This window comes from Brachybacterium vulturis, from assembly GCF_043641765.1.
Lineage (GTDB): Bacteria > Actinomycetota > Actinomycetes > Actinomycetales > Dermabacteraceae > Brachybacterium > Brachybacterium vulturis_A.
Genome location: NZ_JBHZRO010000019.1, coordinates 26,897 through 43,033, shown reverse-complemented (window position 1 = coordinate 43,033; position 16,137 = coordinate 26,897). Strand labels below are relative to the sequence as shown.

At 68.3% G+C, this 16,137-nt stretch carries 13 protein-coding genes and 1 riboswitch; of the genes, 5 read left to right on the top strand and 8 right to left on the bottom strand.

The window, feature by feature from the left end:
- Positions 1–2,450: 2,450 nt before the first annotated feature.
- The 8 genes from ACHUEU_RS13875 to rpmH form a co-directional block, all read right to left on the bottom strand.
- A complete protein-coding gene (locus ACHUEU_RS13875; RefSeq protein WP_394216719.1) occupies positions 2,451–4,208 on the bottom strand; it encodes a ParB/RepB/Spo0J family partition protein in 1,758 nt (585 codons plus the stop codon).
- Between the two features lie 88 nt (positions 4,209–4,296).
- A complete protein-coding gene (locus ACHUEU_RS13870) occupies positions 4,297–5,178 on the bottom strand; it encodes a ParA family protein (RefSeq protein WP_394216737.1) in 882 nt (293 codons plus the stop codon).
- Positions 5,179–5,212: 34 nt separating this feature from the next.
- Complete coding sequence (rsmG, locus tag ACHUEU_RS13865) at positions 5,213–5,887, bottom strand: 16S rRNA (guanine(527)-N(7))-methyltransferase RsmG (protein ID WP_394216718.1); 675 nt, start codon at positions 5,885–5,887, stop codon at positions 5,213–5,215.
- Positions 5,888–5,895: 8 nt separating this feature from the next.
- Complete coding sequence (locus ACHUEU_RS13860) at positions 5,896–6,663, bottom strand: R3H domain-containing nucleic acid-binding protein (RefSeq protein WP_394216717.1); 768 nt, start codon at positions 6,661–6,663, stop codon at positions 5,896–5,898.
- 68 nt (positions 6,664–6,731) lie between these two features.
- A complete protein-coding gene (gene yidC, locus ACHUEU_RS13855) occupies positions 6,732–7,835 on the bottom strand; it encodes a membrane protein insertase YidC (RefSeq protein WP_394216716.1) in 1,104 nt (367 codons plus the stop codon).
- 85 nt (positions 7,836–7,920) lie between these two features.
- The gene (gene yidD, locus ACHUEU_RS13850; protein WP_394216715.1) at positions 7,921–8,226 is read right to left on the bottom strand and encodes a membrane protein insertion efficiency factor YidD; all 306 of its coding nucleotides are present in this window, start codon (positions 8,224–8,226) and stop codon (positions 7,921–7,923) included.
- Positions 8,223–8,591: a ribonuclease P protein component gene (gene rnpA, locus ACHUEU_RS13845; protein ID WP_394216714.1), complete on the bottom strand. Its 369-nt coding sequence runs from the start codon at positions 8,589–8,591 to the stop codon at positions 8,223–8,225. Before rnpA ends, yidD begins: the two co-directional genes overlap by 4 nt.
- 41 nt (positions 8,592–8,632) lie before the next feature.
- Positions 8,633–8,770: a 50S ribosomal protein L34 gene (gene rpmH, locus ACHUEU_RS13840; protein WP_394216713.1), complete on the bottom strand. Its 138-nt coding sequence runs from the start codon at positions 8,768–8,770 to the stop codon at positions 8,633–8,635.
- A gap of 414 nt (positions 8,771–9,184) precedes the next feature.
- Here rpmH and dnaA point away from each other — a divergent pair, with 414 nt between their 5' ends.
- The 5 genes from dnaA to ribD all read left to right on the top strand — a co-directional run bounded on the left by dnaA (position 9,185) and on the right by ribD (position 16,137).
- Positions 9,185–10,885: a chromosomal replication initiator protein DnaA gene (gene dnaA, locus ACHUEU_RS13835; RefSeq protein ID WP_394216712.1), complete on the top strand. Its 1,701-nt coding sequence runs from the start codon at positions 9,185–9,187 to the stop codon at positions 10,883–10,885.
- Positions 10,886–11,527: 642 nt separating this feature from the next.
- A complete protein-coding gene (dnaN, locus tag ACHUEU_RS13830; RefSeq protein WP_394216711.1) occupies positions 11,528–12,652 on the top strand; it encodes a DNA polymerase III subunit beta in 1,125 nt (374 codons plus the stop codon).
- Between the two features lie 19 nt (positions 12,653–12,671).
- Positions 12,672–13,931, top strand: a complete 1,260-nt coding sequence (recF, locus tag ACHUEU_RS13825; protein ID WP_394216710.1) for a DNA replication/repair protein RecF — start codon at positions 12,672–12,674, stop codon at positions 13,929–13,931.
- Positions 13,928–14,695, top strand: coding sequence for a DciA family protein (locus ACHUEU_RS13820; protein WP_394216709.1), 768 nt, complete (start codon positions 13,928–13,930; stop codon positions 14,693–14,695). Before recF ends, ACHUEU_RS13820 begins: the two co-directional genes overlap by 4 nt.
- A gap of 126 nt (positions 14,696–14,821) precedes the next feature.
- A riboswitch (FMN riboswitch) is annotated at positions 14,822–14,951 on the top strand.
- Between the two features lie 124 nt (positions 14,952–15,075).
- Positions 15,076–16,137, top strand: coding sequence for a bifunctional diaminohydroxyphosphoribosylaminopyrimidine deaminase/5-amino-6-(5-phosphoribosylamino)uracil reductase RibD (gene ribD / locus ACHUEU_RS13815; RefSeq protein ID WP_394216708.1), 1,062 nt, complete (start codon positions 15,076–15,078; stop codon positions 16,135–16,137).

The following is a 16,137-nucleotide window of genomic DNA, read 5'->3' as shown; positions in this document are numbered from 1 at the left end:
AGTTATCCACACCACGCGGTACCTACATCCACATGGTTGTCCACATTCTGATGTGGACAATCCGTGGTCTCACATGAGGTTGCGGGCGGCCAGGGCAATGGCTCTGACCTGCAGGGATGTAGTCGAATGACGAGCCAGAAGATCCCACGGCTCGTCGTTGCCCCTGACTATTTGCCTCGCGACTTCTTTTTGGACGTCTGCCGGTTGCTGAGTTGTCCACAAGTTTACGCACACTGTGCATAGCCGCCGTCCACGGACATTGTCGGGCGACTGTCCCGCCTCGCGATGACGATCACTGCGCGGCTCATAGGCGTTGCCGGTTCAGGTCGCCTGACGGGAGATCTCTCTGCGCTGCATCCGCAGTCCCCCAAAGTGCCTCGACTCCAAGGGTGGCGTTGAGCCTCTCTGGCCCCGGGGCCATTCGACGTTTCCCGTGAAACGTGCCCGCCGCCGGCTGGGAGGGGGATCAGGTCGACGGACGGTCGGCCCGATTGAGGACCCTCCGGCGAAAGGGTGGGGTCCACGTGAAACGTCACCGACGACGATTCGTGCGGTGTGTGCGTCATCTGCACGGCCCGTGCGCCTCGCATCTGCTGAATGAGGGATTGATCGCCCGGGACCGCAGTGATCGCCACCTTGTTTCACGTGAATTATGACAGTCGTGTGTACAGCGTCCACGAGATCGGATGCACACGGCACCACAAAGCGCGCTCGTGGTCTGGTATCCGTACGTTGAGACCATCGCGTACGCACCATCCGTAAGAGTTTCCCGTGAAACGCCAGATGGTGGCGGCCACCTGATGCAGCACTCTGAGGTGCGCTGAAGCGAACGGAGCGGACCGCACATCGTTTCCCATGAAACATCACCGTTGGAGTCAGCGTTCATGGCTATCTCGCGCCGGTGGAACGCAGCCCGCGCCCTCGACCCCTTGCTGATACGGAGGCGCAGTCGCCTGCCACGGTGAAGGAGACGCGATCCGTGATCTCTCCGCCAGGGCCGCACAGCCGTCCACACGATGCTGCACTCTCCGCAGGGAGCGAGCGCTGCGGGCTTGGCACAGGAGCCGTCATACAAGGTCGAGACGCGGTGTCGCGTTTCCTGTGGAACGCTCTCCGCGGCCTTCTCACCAGATCTATGTCGCTCGTGCATTCCCATGGCCAGACCGGGGTGTTTGTTCAGCATCAGAGAATCGAGAACCTCGGCGGTCGTGGTGGCGCCGGCGTGGACGTGCGGGAGACGTTTCACGGGAAACTCATTGTGCGTCGCGGACTTGGTGACCGAGTGCATCATCGTGATCGGATCCGTGCGGGCGGTCCTCGGAAGCGCAGACGGCCCAGCACACTCCGTCGCTGTTGACGTCCGGATATCTGACCCACAGCAGCGTTTCACGGGAAACAGTACGGTGGGAGGAGAAGCGCCTCCTGCCCACCCCTGGCACCCGACCCACCGTATCCGTGAGGGAAAGCAGTTCTCGGCTCACCAGAAATATGACGTTGCAGGGGATTCCCGGAGTCTGGTCACCGGTGGACCCTGTGGTTCCACGTGGAACGGACGATGTCCGCACGACGACGACGTCGCTCGATAGCCTCCGATGCCGCATTCTGGTGCACCACCCGCCTTCGAGCTGTTCCAACACATCGCTCCTGGATGCCGTCGCGTCAACGCAACACGTTTCCCGTGAAACGGGAAAGGGGAGTACGCCTGGTGATGAATGTGATCCCGGTACCATCCGGTCCACGTCAGTCTCCGAGTTCCACGGGAAACATGACTACGGGGATCTGATCTGAGCACACGTGTGCGATGGGCGCGAAGTGAGGGCATACCCGGCGCACCGCGTCGGTCCAGGTTCTTCCGCGGACGGTGCGGCCGCATGGCCCGTGTTCTTGCCGAGCGAGGCAGACGACAAAGCCGGCACGACGTTTCACACGAAACGCGAGTGGACAACAAGTACCGGACGGCATTGTGACTCTATGCAGAACGATGGCCCGAGCTCGACGTGATCATGACGCCCACAGAGAGTTTCCCGTGGAACGTCGCCTGAGTCTCTCCCCGCTATCCAGGAGTGGCTGCCCGAGCCCCGACGAGACTGTGCGCAGAGCATCAGGCGGGGGGCACGCATCGGACGCCGCCGCCCATGGAGCGGAGGGTCGTCGATCCCCTCCGGGGTGGTCACGATCGGTACCGAGACTCGGATTTCCACAAGGTTGTGCACATCGGTGGACAAAGCGAAAATCACGGCACGACCGGGGGTTTTGTCCGGAACAGCATTCCACCACGGCGACGACGGTGTGCAGACAGGAGAATGTTAGTGACGGTCAGGATCCTTATGTCAGGATGGTGTGTCCGAGTCCCGCTCCGCGTGTGGCTACAGGTCGGGGACACATTCCATGCTCGGACAGCACAGAGGGGACCCGCCCGAGCGGGTCCCCTCTGTGGTTGCGAGCCGAGATCAGCTCTTGTCGGTCTGGTCTCCCGTGGGGAGAGGGATGTCCAACCCCATGTTCTCGACGAGACGCTCGAGATCCTCGAGATTCGTGAACTCCAGGGTGACGCGTCCCTTGCGCTTGCCCACATCGATGCGGACCGGTGCTTCCAGTCGATTGGAGAGGCGACTGGTCAGATCGACGACATGCGGATCGTAGGTGCTGCGGCGCACCGTCCGGGTGGCGGGCTGCTGGCCTCCCCGCGCGACGAGGCGTTCCACGGCTCGGACGCTCAAGCCCTCCTGCACGATGCGCTGGGCGAGCTCCTCCATCAGCCGCGGATCATCGAGCGAGAGGAGAGCGCGAGCATGACCAGCGCTGATCGCACCACTGGCGAGCCGGCGCTGGACGAGCGCCGGCAGGCGCAGCAGGCGCAGGGTGTTGGTGATCTGGGGCCGCGAGCGACCGATGCGGTCCCCGAGCTCATCCTGTGTGCACCCGAAGTCGTCGAGCAGCTGCTGATAGGCGTTGGCCTCTTCCAGCGGGTTCAGCTGACTGCGATGCAGGTTCTCCAGCAGCGCGTCCCGCAGCAGATCATCGTCGCTGGTCTCGCGGATGATCGCGGGGATCGAGAGCAGACCGGCACGGCGCGCCGCCCGCCACCGGCGCTCGCCCATGACCAGCTCGAAGGACTCGCCGTCCTCGGTCACCGAGATCGGTCGCACGACCACCGGCTGGAGCACACCCACCTCGCGCAGCGAGTGGGCGAGCTCGTCGAGCTCGTCGTCGTCGAACATCGTGCGCGGGTTGCGAGGGTTCTCCCGCACCTCGTGGATCGGGATCTCCGCGAACTCGGCGCCCGGCACGCTGACCAGCCCCCGTCCCTGCGGAGCGTCGTGCTGCGGAGCATCGTCGGCGGCGGGATCCTGGGGCACGGTCTTCGGCTCTGGGACGGTCGGGGTGACCTCCTCCACCTTGACGACCGAGCTGTCCTCGGTCGGCTCGCCGGTGCCGGTGGCCGGGGCCGCGTCGGCAGCCGGACTCTCTGCCTCTGCGAGATCGCTGGTCGGCGTCGAGCTGGTCAAAGCCGCCGACGACGGTGCAGTGGTCGCCTGCTCCTCGGTCGCGGCGTCCGCGATTCTTGCGGCGGCATCCCTGGGGGTCGACGACGTCGAGCCGGAGGGCTTCGAGCCGGGGGACTTCGACTCGGAGGAGGACTTCGGTGCCGTGGCGGGGGTGGTGCTCTTCGCCGCGGTCGAGGGAGAGGCTGGTACGGCCTTCTCGGGCTTCGCAGTCCTGTTCCCGGACGACGTCGACCGGGTCGATGCCGTCCCCGAGGTCTTCGGAGTCGCTGCCGTGGTCCGCTTCTCTGCGCCACTGCTGCCCGTGCTCTTCGCGGCCCGACTGCCGGCGGTGGTGGTCGCGGAGGAGTCGGCGGCGGATTTCGCCGTGCCCTCGGTCTTCGCCGGCGACTTCGCAGAGCTGGGCACGGTGGTGCGACGCCCTGTGGCGCTCCCGGAACGGCTGCGGCGCTCGGCGGCGGCGCGGGCCATCCCGGTCGCCAGGTCATGGGCACCGGCCCGCTCGCGCTGGGCGCTCTCCTCCTCGCGGGACGCCTGCTCCCCGGAGAAGAACATATCCACCGGACGGGTGCTCCCGGAGTCGCCACCAGAGCTCGTGGCCGGGCGCGTGCGCGTACGAAGCTCCTGCTCAGGCGCAGGGGTCGAGCCGGCGCCCGGGATCAGGGCACCCAATCCTCGACCGAGTCCTCGCTTCTGCGTCATGGCCGTTGTCCTTCCGAGAAATATCGTCGCCGTCGGGGTGTCCACGGTCCCTGCGCGCATCATCGCGTCGAGGCCCCGTGGAACGGGGTCAGGGTGCGGAGCGGGAGTTCAGTTCATGGGCTGCTGCACGATACGCGAGCGCCCCGCTGGAGCTCGGATCGTAGGTCAGCACCGTCTGGCCGTAGCTCGGTGCCTCGGAGATCCGCACCGAGCGCGGGATCGAGGTCTCCAGCGTCTGCTCCGGGAAGTGATCACGGACGTCCTGCGCCACCTGCGCGGCCAGCCGGGTCCGGGCGTCGTACATCGTGAGCATGATCGTGGAGACCACCAGGTCCGGATTCAGGTGCTGGCGGATCAGATCGATGTTGTTCAGCAGCAGTGAGAGGCCCTCGAGGGCGTAGTACTCGGCCTGGATCGGGATCAGCACCTCGCGGGCGGCGACCAGGGCGTTGACCGTCAGCAGGCCGAGCGAGGGCGGGCAGTCGATGAGCACGTAGTCCAAGGGCTCCAGACCCTGCTGCTCGCGCTCCTCGAGAAGGTCCCGGATCGCGTTGCGCAGCCGGTTCTCGCGGGCCACCAGCGAGACCAGCTCGATCTCGGCCCCCGAGAGGTTGATCGTGGCCGGTGCACAGAACAGGCCCGTCATCTCGGGGACCTGCTGGATCACCTCGGACAGCGGCGCGGACTCGACCAGCACCTCGTACATGCTGGGCACCTCGGCATGGTGCTCGATGCTCAGCGCGGTGGAGGTGTTCCCCTGCGGGTCGGCATCGATCACCAGCACGTTCAACCCACCCATGGACAGCGCCGCAGCCACGTTCACGGTGGTGGAGGTCTTCCCGACCCCACCCTTCTGATTGGCCACGGTGATGATCCGGGTACCGCCCGATCGCGGGAAGTCAAGACCCTCGAGCTTCTTCCGGCGGGCATGATCCCGGGTGAGCTCACGCATCAGCGGGGTGTCTTCCATCGCGCCGTGCCCCGGGGAGGAGTCATCGCGCTGTTCAGCCACGTGCGTCTCCCTTCCTGGTCGCCTTCGCACGGCGACGCACTTGGACCACTGTAGTGGGAACCTCGACCTCGCCCTCCCCGTACAGCGAGGTGGTGGGATCCACCCCGCCGAGCCGGGCCAGGACCTTCTGTGCCTTCTCCACCTCGTCCGCCGCCGAGGAGCCCTTCATGGCCAGCAGCGAGCCGTCGTCGGCCGCCAGGGGCAGTGTCCAGCGGGCGAGCTTGTCGAGCGCGGCGACCGCCCGCGCCGTCACCACCTCGAAGCTGCGCTGCCCGTGCAGCTCCTCGGCCCGGGCCCGCACCACCTCGAGACCCAGGCCCAGCTCGGCGTCGACCTCCTCGAGCCAGGTGGTGCGACGCTGCATGGTCTCGATCAGGGTGACCTGCAGCTGCGGCCGGGCGATCGCGATCACCACACCGGGCAGGCCGGCGCCCGATCCGACATCGGCGAGCGTGCCGACCGGGTGGTCCAGAGCGTCGATCCCGTCGACCATCAGGGCGCAGTTGATCAGGTGCCGCTCCCAGAGCCGTTCGACCTCCCGCGGGCCGATCAGGCCGCGCTCGGGCCCCTGCTCGGCCAGCATCACGGCGAAGCGCTCGGCGAGCTCGAGACGATCGCCGAAGAGACGCTCGGCCGTCGGGCGGAGGGTGTCGGGAAGCGGATGCATGAAGGTCCTCAGGATGCCGGGTAGATCACGACATGACGGTTCTTGCCGTCACCGTCGGACTCCGAACGCAGACCCTCGCGCTTGGCGACGTCGTGGACGACCTTGCGCTCGAAGGGGTTCATCGCCCGCATCGGCACCGCGGCGCCGGACTCCTTCGCTTCGGCGATCGTCGTCGCGGCGAGCTCCTCGAGGCTGTTCTTGTGCTCCGCACGGAAGCCGCCGATGTCGAGCATCAACCGGGAGCGCTGTCCGGTGCGGGTCTGCACGGCCAGCCGTGCGAGCTCCTGGAGGGCGTCCAGCAGCTCACCCTTGGGCCGGTTGAGGCGGGCGAGCCGGTCCGCGCCGCGGATCTCCACGGAGGCCCGATCGCCGTCCACATCGATGTCCATGTCGCCGTCGAGATCGGTGATGTCCAAGAGCTCCTCGAGGTAGTCGGCGGCGATGTCACCCTCCTCCTCGAGGCGACGCAGACGCTCCTCGTCGGTCTCTCCGGAGTCCGCGTCCTCGTCGTCGGTCGTCGTGCTCGACGCCGTCTGCGCAGGATCGTCCGACACCGCGACGGTCCCTTCTGCCGCAGCAGGAGTCTGCGCGGAGAGGGAGGCGACGCTCGGGGCGCCGTCCGCTGCGGTGGTGGCGGGCGCAGCCCCATCGACCGTCCCGGGCGCCGGCGTCGTCCCGTTCATCGGTGCGGCCTCTGCCGCGTCGGCCTCGAAGGGCTGCTGCGAGCTGTTCTCCTCGGCCGCGGTCGAAGCAGGCGTGCCGTCGTTGACGTTCATTCGGTCCTCCGGGGAATCCTGGGGTGAGGGGATGTGCCCCGGGAGCGACTGTGCTCCCGGGGGCCAGGTCACTTCTTGCGCTTCTTCTTCGCGCCCTTGTTCAGGGCGTTGCTGGCCTGCTTCGGCGGGGTCGGCGCTTCACCCGCGGCCTCCCGGGCCCGGCGACGCTCCTCAGCGGCCTTCGCACGCAGCTCACGGGCCTGCTCGAGCTTCTCCTCGTCGGAGAGCTTCTTGCCGCCCTTGCTCTTGGAGGGCTGGACGCGGATCGGGGCCTCCGGCTCGGGCTCCGCGGAGACCTTCTTCGGCGGGGTGAAGTCCAACGGCTCCAGGCCCTTCTTCTCACGCTTGGCGTTGATGCGCGCGTGGCGCTCCTTCTCCGCGGCGGAGCCGGGGGTGGGAGCCGCGCTGATGACGATGTACTGCTGGACGAAGGTCCAGATGTTGGTGGTGAGCCAGTAGACGAGCACACCGATCGGCATGCCTGGACCCGTGATCACGTAGATGAACGGGAGCATGTACAGCATCATCTTCTGAGTGCTGGCCATGGGGCCCTCGAGGGCTGCCTTGGGCATGTTCTTCATGGTCAGGGACTTCTGGGTGAAGAAGGTGACCCCGGACATGCAGGCGATGATGAGCCCGGCGACGAGCTTGGTGGTGATCCCGCCGTCGTCGGAGCGCAGGAAGCTCTGCGCGATGGTGACGTTGCCGAAGAACGTCGAGTTCGAGGCGCTGAGGGCCAGCTGCTCGGTCAGCGGGCCGAAGGGATTGCCCTCCGCAGCGGCCGGCAGCTTGTTGTACAGCACCTGGAACAGGCCGAAGAAGATCGGCATCTGCAGCAGCATCGGCAGGCACGAGGAGAACGGACTGGCACCGGCCTCCTTGTACAGGGCCATGGTCTCCGCCGCCATCTTCTGGCGGGACTCCTGATCCGTCTTGCCCTTGTACTTCTTCTGCACGACCTGCAGTTCGGGCGAGACCATCTGCATCGCGCGCGAGGCACGGATCTGGCGCACGAACAGCGGGATGATCAGGGTCCGCACCACGACGGTGAGGCCCACGATGGACAGCACCCAGGTGAGACCGGAATCCGGCGCCATGAACACCGACAGCAGCGCATGGAACTTCACCATGAGCCATGCGACGGGCCACTCGATGGGATACAGGATGTTCATCGGCCTGGTCTTCCTGCCGCACGGATGCGCATGTCGCTCATGCGAGGTGTCGGCTGTGGTCGGGAGTCTTGGACAAGAGTAGGCCCTAGGGGGCCGGGCGCCGCAGTCGGCGTGGATTCCTCCACATGCCGGGGGCGGGCACCGGATCCAGCCCTCCCCGGGTGAACGGGTTGCAGCGCAGGATCCGCCCGGTGGTGAGCAGGAGACCCTTCACCGCGCCGTGCACCCGCAGGGCATCCATGCCGTACTGGGAGCACACCGGCTCGTACCGGCAGGCGGGCGGTGTGTAGGGGGAGATGCCCACCTGATAGCCGCGCACCGGCAGCATCAGCAGCCGGCGCGGCAGGTGGCGGAGACCGGAGCGGGGTGCGTGCTCCGCCGTCGGGCTCATCGGACGCTCTGGGAACGTCCGGCGAGCTTCCGCTCGGCGGTCGCGAGGGCCGAGTCGACGTCGGTCCGGAGGTCGGCGAAGGGCTGCTCGTCGATGCCGGGCAGCGCACGCAGCACGACGGCCGATCCCGGGGGCAGGGTCACCAGGTGCGGTCGGATGATCTCGCGCAGCCGTCGGGTGACCCGGTTGCGCACCACGGCGTTGCCGATCTTCTTGGACACGACGAAACCCACGCGGGGTGCCTCTCCGCCCTGCGTCAGCAGGGCGAGGTGCACGACCACGTGGGATCGGGCGCCGCGTCCGCCGCCACGGATGACGGCACGGAACTCGTCACCGGTGTGGAGCCGGTGGCGGGACCAGGTCACGGCACCACGGCCGACACGCGACGGTTCGTCTCGGCGTCGTCTCAGGCGGAGAGCGCGGCGCGGCCCTTGGAACGACGGGCGTTCAGGATGGAGCGGCCGGCGCGGGTGCTCATGCGGGCGCGGAAGCCGTGCTTCTTGGCGCGACGACGGATGTTCGGCTGGAACGTGCGCTTGCTCATGGTTCTCCTCGATCGTGGGCACCGACGTGCCCCTCGCGGTGGTCTGTGGTCTGCTGCACGAACGGGAAGTCCGGGCGCACCCGCCGGGACGGGGCGGCTGCCGAGGTCCGATCCGATGCCGGAGTGGGTCCACAGTGGATCCGGGAACCGTATCGGGACGGCGCGCAGCGCTGACTGGACGATTTTAGTCAGCAGGGTGCACGGGGTCAACGTCTCCGCGCTTCTGCGGCCCGGTTGTGGCCGGATTCTCACTCCGCATCGGCGTTTCCCGACGAACGACGCCGAAAGGACCGCGGGAGAGGACCGAGGGAGAGCAGGGCCTCACCGCGCACTGTCCACATCCTTGATCCACAATACAGAAGCTATTGTGGAAAACTGTTCCGACCCCCCGCTCGACCTCAAGGGAGTGACCTGATGAACGAGGCGAACGCCGACGCGATCTGGGAGCGCACGCTCCAGACCCTGCGCCGTGACGACACCGTGTCACAGCGGGTCATCGCCCTGCTCACCCTCTCCCGCCTGATGGCAGTCGTGGCGGACACTGCACTGGTCGCAGCCCCTTCCACCTCCGCGAAGGAGCTGTTCGAGCACCGGATCGCGAGCTCCCTGAAGGCGGCCCTGACCGAGGCCACGGGACGGGACATCCGCTTCGCGGTCACCGTCGACGAGTCGCTGCTGCTCGAGGGGGACTCCGCCGATCCGGCACCCCCACCCCCGCTGACCTCCTCCTCCACCCAGAACAGTGCACATTCTGTGGACAACTCTGTGGACAGCGTCCCCCAGGATGTCCACACGGCGCCGTTCCGTCGGGACGAGGGCTCGGTCCTGCCCTCGAGCGGCGAGCTGGGACGGGCCGCGCTGCCCCGGAGCACCTCCGCCGGCTCCCCGGGCGCCGCTCCCGGAGCGGAGCGCTTCGCCACCCATCGCAACTACCGCGGCCGGGCCGCCGACGATCCCAGCGCCTACGCCGGCCTCTCGGCCCTGACCGGGTCCTCGGCACCGTCCCCCGGTCCCGCACCGCGGCGACGGAGCAGCGTCGCAGAGGGCACGATCGTCGAGGACTCGCGCTTGAACAGCAAGTACACCTTCGACACCTTCGTGATCGGATCCTCGAACCGATTCGCCCAGGCTGCCGCCTCGGCGGTCTCGGAGACCCCTGCGAAGGCCTACAACCCGCTGTTCATCTATGGCGGCTCCGGCCTGGGCAAGACGCACCTGCTGCACGCCGTGGGGCACTACGCCCAGAGCCTCTACCCCGACGTCGTGGTGCGGTACGTGAACTCCGAGGAGTTCACCAACGAGTTCATCAACTCGGTGCAGTCCGGCCAGTTCGGCAAGGCGCAGGAGTTCCAGCGCCGCTACCGGGACATCGACATCCTGCTGATCGACGACATCCAGTTCCTGCAGCGGGCGCCGGAGACGATGGAGGCGTTCTTCCACACCTTCAACACGCTCTACAACTCGGACAAGCAGATCGTGATCACCTCCGACCTGCCCCCCAAGGAGCTGGGCGGCTTCGAGGACCGCATGCGCTCGCGCTTCGAGATGGGGCTGATGACCGACGTGCAGCCGCCGGACCTCGAGACCCGCATCGCGATCCTGCGCAAGAAGGTCGCCCAGGAGAACACCGGTGAGGTCCCGCATGACGTGCTCGAGTACATCGCCTCGCACATCGCCACCAACATCCGCGAGCTCGAGGGGGCGCTGATCCGCGTGCAGGCGCTGCACTCCCTGTCGCGGCAGCCCATGGACGTCACCCTCGCCGAGAGCGTGCTGAAGGATCTGCTCTCGCACGACGACGGCGCCCAGATCACCGCCTCGACGATCATCGCCCAGACCGCGACCTATTTCGGACTCTCCGTCGAGGAGATCGTGGGCACCGGCCGGTCGCGGCGACTGGTCTCGGCCCGCCAGATCGGCATGTACCTCTGCCGCGAGCTCACGGACATGCCGCTGATCAGGATCGGCGACGAGTTCGGCGGCCGCGACCACACCACCGTGATGCACGCCAACAAGAAGATCAGTGAGCTGATGAAGGAACGACGGGCGATCTTCAACCAGGTCACCGAGCTCACAGCCCGGATCAAGAGCTCGAGCTCCGCGACCCGGCAATGAGGGTCCGTGAGGATCCGCGATCGTGGCCGGATGCTGCACCGGACTGCTGTCCCCGATTCCGGGCAGTTCTTGTCACCGTGGGAAACAATGCTGGTCAGAGCGGAGTTCTCCCCAATTGTGGATAACTCTGTGGACACTGTGGAGTCACAGTCATCCAGGCAGGAGACGATGTGCACGGACGAATGACAGGAATCGGCCTTCTCTCGCTCGTCGTGCACAGTCGGCCCACGGTGCGCCGGGAGTCCTCCCCGCTTCATCCACGGCGACCGTGATCCGTGCGACCTGCAGTGATATGACTTGTCCACGGAATCCACAGCCGTGATGATGAGGACTGTCAGTACGTGCTCGGCGGTGGTGTGGACGGGGAGGGCGGTACGGGAGCGATCGCAGGACATGTCATCCGAGCGCTGGGGAACGACACGATTCCTTGACGAGGAGGAGCTCGGATCCTCGGTCCGGTGACGGTTCGCGCGCGCCGCCTGCGAGCCGAGCAGCGACGGTGAGCGGAGGAAGTCAAGTTCCGTCCCCGGTGTGTCGGCGGCCGCTGCCGGGAACCGATACGCTGTGCACCGTTCGACCACGCCGCTGGGCGGTGCGGTCACCCCTGTTCTGTCATTCGACCACTGCGAAGGAGTGGCAACGGTGAAGTTCCACCTCGATCGCGGCGTCCTGGGCGACGCCGTCTCCTGGGCCACCCGCACCCTCCCCGTCCGGCCGGCGATGCCGATCCTGCAGGGCGTGCGGATCATCGCCGATGCCGGCGGGGAGCTGCAGCTCTCGACCTTCGATTACGAGGTCAGCGCCCAGATCCGGCTCGAGGCAGAGGTCGAGCAGCCGGGTGAGGTGCTGGTCCAGGGCCGGATGCTCTCGGACATCGTGCGAGCCCTGCCCAACAAGGATGTGTCCATCGCTCTGGAGGGCACCAAGCTCCAGGTCCGCTGCGGCAGCGCCCGCTTCGCCCTGGCCACCCTCCCCGTCGAGGAGTACCCGCAGCTGCCGAGCATGCCCCCCGTCGCGGGATCCGTCGCCGCGGACGTGTTCTCCGAGGCGATCTCGCAGGTCACGGTCGCCGCGTCGAAGGATGACACCCTCCCGCTGCTGACCGGCGTCAAGGTCGAGATCAGCGGCGAGACGATGACGCTGATGTCCACCGACCGCTACCGGCTGGCGCTGCGCGAGCTGACCTGGAACCCCACCACTCCCGGTACGGAGCTCACCGCCCTGGTGCGCGGCCGCACCCTGCACGAGGTCGCCCGTTCCCTGGCCACCGGCGGCAGTGTCGAGATCGCCCTGTCCGAGGACGACTCGGCGACCCTGATCGGCTTCGAGGCCGGCGGCCGCCGCACCACCTCGACCCTGGTCGACGGCGAGTACCCGCCGGTGCGACGCCTGTTCCCCGACACCTCCGCGATCACCGCCGTGGTCGCCACCGCCAGCCTCATCGACGCCGTCAAGCGCGTCTCCCTGGTCGCCGAGCGCAACACCCCGGTCCGGCTGTCCTTCACCGAGGGACAGGTCGCCCTCGAGGCGGGTGCCGGTGACGATGCCCAGGCCAGCGAGGTCCTCGAAGCGCATCTGACGGGCGAGGACCTGGTCGTCGGCTTCAACTCCGGTTTCCTGCTCGACGGTCTCGGCGCCCTGGGCACCGACTTCGCTCGCCTCACCTTCACCGACTCGATCAAGCCATCGGTGATGACCGGCCAGGACTCGCTCGAGGGCGACCCCGACTCCTCGTACAGGTACCTGATCATGCCGATGCGGATCTGAGGGAGGGAGAGCTCCCTCCGTGCAGCTGACCGCACTCGACCTCACCGATTTCCGTTCCTACCCGCGGCTGAGCCTGTCGTTCCAGCCCGGCATCACGGTGCTCGTCGGCCAGAACGGCCAGGGCAAGACCAATATCGTCGAAGCGCTGTGGTATCTCGCGACGCTCTCCAGCCACCGGGTTCCCCACGACGCGGCTCTCGTGCATCGCGGGGAGAGCACCGCGATCGTCCGGGCGAGCTTCGTGCGCGCCGGCAGGCCCCTGCAGGTCGACCTCGAGATCACCCCGGGCAAGTCCAACCGGGCGCGGCTGCAGGGGCAGAACGTCTCCCGGTTGCGCGATCTGCTCGGTGAGGTGCGGGCGGTGCTGTTCGCTCCGGAGGATCTGGGCCTGATCAAGGCCGATCCCGAGGGACGGCGCCGCTTCCTGGATGAGCTGCTGTTCGAGATCGCCCCCCGCTTCGCCTCGGTCAAGGCTGACTACGATCGGGTGCTCAAGCAGCGCGGCAACCTGCTCAAGCAGATGCGCTCCCTGCGTCGCGGCGGCAGCGGTCGCAGCGTGGCCGGTCTGGATCCGGCCGACTCCGCAGCCTCGACGCTCGAGGTCTGGGACCAGCAGCTGTCCCGGTTCGGTGCCGAGCTGCTGCGGGCCCGGCTCCACCTGGTCAACCGGCTGAGCCCCCATCTGGGCTATTCCTATCTGCGGGTGTCGACCGATGAAGGCGCGGACCCGGGGCTCGACCTGCCGCCTGACCAGCGCGGCGAGGTGAACTCCCCGGCCTCGATCCGCTATCGCTCCTCCGTGCTCGAGGAGCTGGAAGCCCCTCTCGGTGCCCTGCCCGGGACCCGCGAGATCCAGGACGCGATGCTCGGGATGCTGGCGACCGGCCACGACGAGGAGATCGACCGCGGCGCGACCTTGACCGGGCCGCACCGCGATGACATGGAGATCCGACTCCACGACTTCCCGGCCAAGGGCTACGCGAGCCACGGCGAGTCCTGGTCGCTCGCGCTCGCGCTGCGGCTGGCCTCCTATGACCTGCTGCGGCTCGAGGAGGGGGACCTGGGCGACGGCGAACCGATCCTCATCCTCGACGACGTGTTCAGCGAGCTCGACACCCGCCGGCGCGAGCGCCTGGGCCGGATCGTCACGAACGCCTCGCAGGTCCTGATCACCACCGCCAACGATTCCGACATCCCCGACTCCCTCGACGGCGAGATCCATGTGATCGAGGTCAGTCTCGGCGACGCGGTCCCCCGCGGGAGCGGACCCCGGTCATGACCGGGACGGGGCGTTCGCGCACCGGTGAGGGCGGACCGGCGCGGCCGATCCTCGCCAATCCCTATGGTCTGGGCACCTGGTCCGCGGGAGGCGCACCGGCCGAGGAGGCGTCAGAGCCGCAGCGGCCGGCAGCGGCGCGGCTGCGGAGCGAGCGGAGCATGCGGCGACCTGAGGTCGATGCCGATCGCGCTGCTCCGCCGCCCGCCCCGGGAAAGGTCCTCTTCGATCCGCCGGAGCTCCCCTCGCCCGCGGATCCCTTCGAGCTCGCCCGTCGCACCGTGAACCGCTCCCGGGCGGCCGCCCGCGATCGCGGACTCTTCCCCATATCGGCGAAGACCCAGGCCAGGGATGTGAGGGACCGTTCGGGCCGGGCACCGGGCTATTCCGGCTCGCGCCCCGATCCCCGCGATCCGCAGGGCATCGAGAACGTGCTGAAGAAGGTGCTGGGGAACCTCGGCTGGAACGCGGGGATGAGCGCCGGGAGGGTGCTGGAGGAGTGGGACGACATCGTGGGCGAACGGCTCGCGACCCATTGCCGACCGGTCTCCTTCGACGAGGGGGTGCTGGTGGTCAGCGCCTCCTCCTCGGCCTGGGCCGCGCAGCTGCGGATGCTCACCCCCCAGCTGATCACCACGATCGAGGAGCGCGTCGGCTCGCACGTGATCTCCGAGCTGACGGTCACCGGTCCGGCCGCCGCCCAGCGCAGCTGGAAGAAGGGCCGCCGCACGGTGACCTGGCGCGGCCCCCGGGATACCTACGGCTGATCGACGTGCGAGGGACGAGCGGGAGGAGATCAGCCACGGGGGTGCCGGCTGAGGTGAGGCGCCGGTCATCCGAGGACATCGCCGCACCGCGGCCTGCTACGGTATGGCCAGACGAGCTGATGCAGCTCGCGTGCACTGGGGTCGGTGAAATTCCGAGCCGGCGGTGATAGTCCGCGACCCGATGGCCTCTGGCCCTCGGCTGACCAGGTGGAACTCCTGGACCGACGGTCAGAGTCCGGATGGGAAGCGCACGCGAACGATGTCCTCGGGCGCCCCGTCGCCGCGCACTCTCTGCGCCGCACGACGACCCCCGGTGATGTGGTTCCCGTCCCTCCTTCCTCTCCCTCCGGGTCCGCGAGCAGCGGAGTGGAGGAGAGACCATGCTGGACGCTGCCGAGCGGCGGGCCCTGGGCCGTGCCCTCGAGATCGCGGCCGATCCCGCCGTCCCGCTGGGTCCGAACCCGCGGGTGGGCTGTGTGCTGCTGAGCCCGGCCGGTGAGGTCCTCGCCGAGGGCCACCACCGGGGCGCCGGCACCGCGCACGCCGAGGCCGACGCCCTCGCCCGGGCCCGGACCGACGGGGTCACCACCTCCCTGACCGGTGCCACCGCCGTGGTCACCCTCGAACCCTGCGCGCACCGGGGTCGCACCGGCCCCTGCGCCGACGCCCTGATCGAGGCCGGCATCGGGAGGGTCGTGATCGCCCGGCAGGACCCGAATCCCGTGGCCACCGGCGGCATCCAACGGCTGCGGGAGGCCGGGATCGACGTCGACCTCGACGTCCCGAACGAGCTCGCCGCGGCCGTCGGGTCGCTGAATCGAGGCTGGGAGCACGGGCTGCAGCATGCCCGCCCCCTGGTGACCGCGAAGCTCGCCCTGACCCTCGACGGTCGAGCCGCCGCCGCGGACGGCACCAGCCAGTGGATCACCGGCCCGGCCGCGCGGGAGGAGGTCCACCGCTTGCGCACCACCTGTGACGCCGTGCTGGTGGGCACCGGCACCGCCCGCGCCGACGATCCCGCCCTCACCGCCCGTCGGCCCGACGGGGCACTGCATCCGCGCCAACCGCTGCGGGCCGTCATGGGCACCGGCCCCGCGCCCTCGCTGCCCGACATCGACGGCGCCGGGGAGCAGCTCCGCCTGCTCACCCATGACCCAGCGGACGCTCTGGACCTGCTGTTCGACCGCGGGATCCGGCACCTGCTGGTCGAGGGCGGCCCGATCGTCACCGCCGCCTTCCTGCGCGTCGAGCTGGTGGACGAGCTGATCGTCCATCTCGCGCCGACCCTGCTGGGCGCCGGCCGCCCGGCGGTCGAGGACCTCGCGATCACCACCCTCGCGGACCGTCTCGACCTCGACCTGGTCGACGTCGCGACCCTGCCCTCCGCAGGCGGCACCACCGACCTCCGCCTCACCCTCCGTCCCCGCCGCCGCACCGCCTGA